The sequence below is a fragment of the Protofrankia sp. Cj3 genome, from assembly GCF_917627355.1.
Taxonomy (GTDB): Bacteria; Actinomycetota; Actinomycetes; order Frankiales; family Frankiaceae; genus Protofrankia.
On sequence record NZ_CAKJTR010000217.1, the window covers coordinates 5,286 to 6,222 of the forward strand.

Consider the following 937-nt stretch of genomic DNA (forward strand, 5'->3'; position numbering starts at 1 on the left):
TCGACGTCCGTGGACGTCCACCGCGTCCGCTAACCAGGGGCGTGCGTCCGCTGACGTTCGCCGATGTCCGTGGTCGTCCGCCGGTTTGGCTGTCAACGTGGCTGTCAGCAACGAGGATGACTGAAGGATGAAGGCCAGGGCACGAAGCGCTTCTTGTATCGCTTTGGGCACGCTCGTGTCACAGAGAGGCGTAGAACCTTGACGTCATAGACCGTGTGGGGCATTGTAGGCGTTGTGAAGTGGGCCGTGATCCTCGTCGATGAAGTCGACGAATGGTTCATGGGTCTGGTGCGCAGCGATCCCCGGACTGCTGAGCTCGTTACGGCGGCGATCGATCAACTGGTTTCCGATGGTCCGGCGTTGGGGCGTCCGTACGTTGACAGCATCCAGGACTCAAAGATCCACAACATGAAGGAGCTCCGGCCGGGGTCGGCGGGAGGTACCGAGGTGCGGATCTTGTTTGTGTTCGACCCGCAGCGACAAGCGGTGTTGCTGGTCGCAGGCGACAAGTCCGGCCAGTGGCGGCGGTGGTACGAGGTGAACATCCCGTTGGCGGAGCAGCGCTACCAGCGGTGGTTGGATGGCGACTATGGCGTGGAGAGGAGCTGACGGGTCATGGCGCGGACGTGGGAAGAGGTACGCACCGAGGTTGTGGCGACCGGACTGCTTGGCCAGGAGCGGATTGACGCGATCGGCGTGAGAATGCGGGCTGAGACCCGGGCGCATCGACTGGCCGACATCCGGCGGACCTATGGGCTCGACCAGGGCGAGGTGGCTGAGCGGATCGGCGTGTCTCAGTCGCGGATATCACGTATTGAGCGAGGCGACTTGGATCACACCGAAATTGCTACCGTGCGTAGCTATATTGAGGCGCTCGGAGGTCAGGTTGAGATCGTGGCGAAGTTCGGTGACGAGCGTATAACGGTTGGATGACCTA

General features: G+C 61.9%; 2 protein-coding genes. Both read left to right on the forward strand.

What is annotated here, in order from left to right; all coding sequences use genetic code 11:
* Nucleotides 1-246 precede the first annotated feature (246 nt).
* Nucleotides 247-609 (forward strand): type II toxin-antitoxin system RelE/ParE family toxin, encoded by a 363-nt coding sequence (locus MJ783_RS20580; protein ID WP_239312856.1) that lies wholly within the window; start codon nucleotides 247-249, stop codon nucleotides 607-609.
* Between the two features lie 6 nt (nucleotides 610-615).
* The gene (locus tag MJ783_RS20585) at nucleotides 616-933 is read left to right on the forward strand and encodes an XRE family transcriptional regulator (RefSeq protein WP_239312859.1); all 318 of its coding nucleotides are present in this window, start codon (nucleotides 616-618) and stop codon (nucleotides 931-933) included.
* The last annotated feature ends 4 nt before the right edge of the window (nucleotides 934-937 follow it).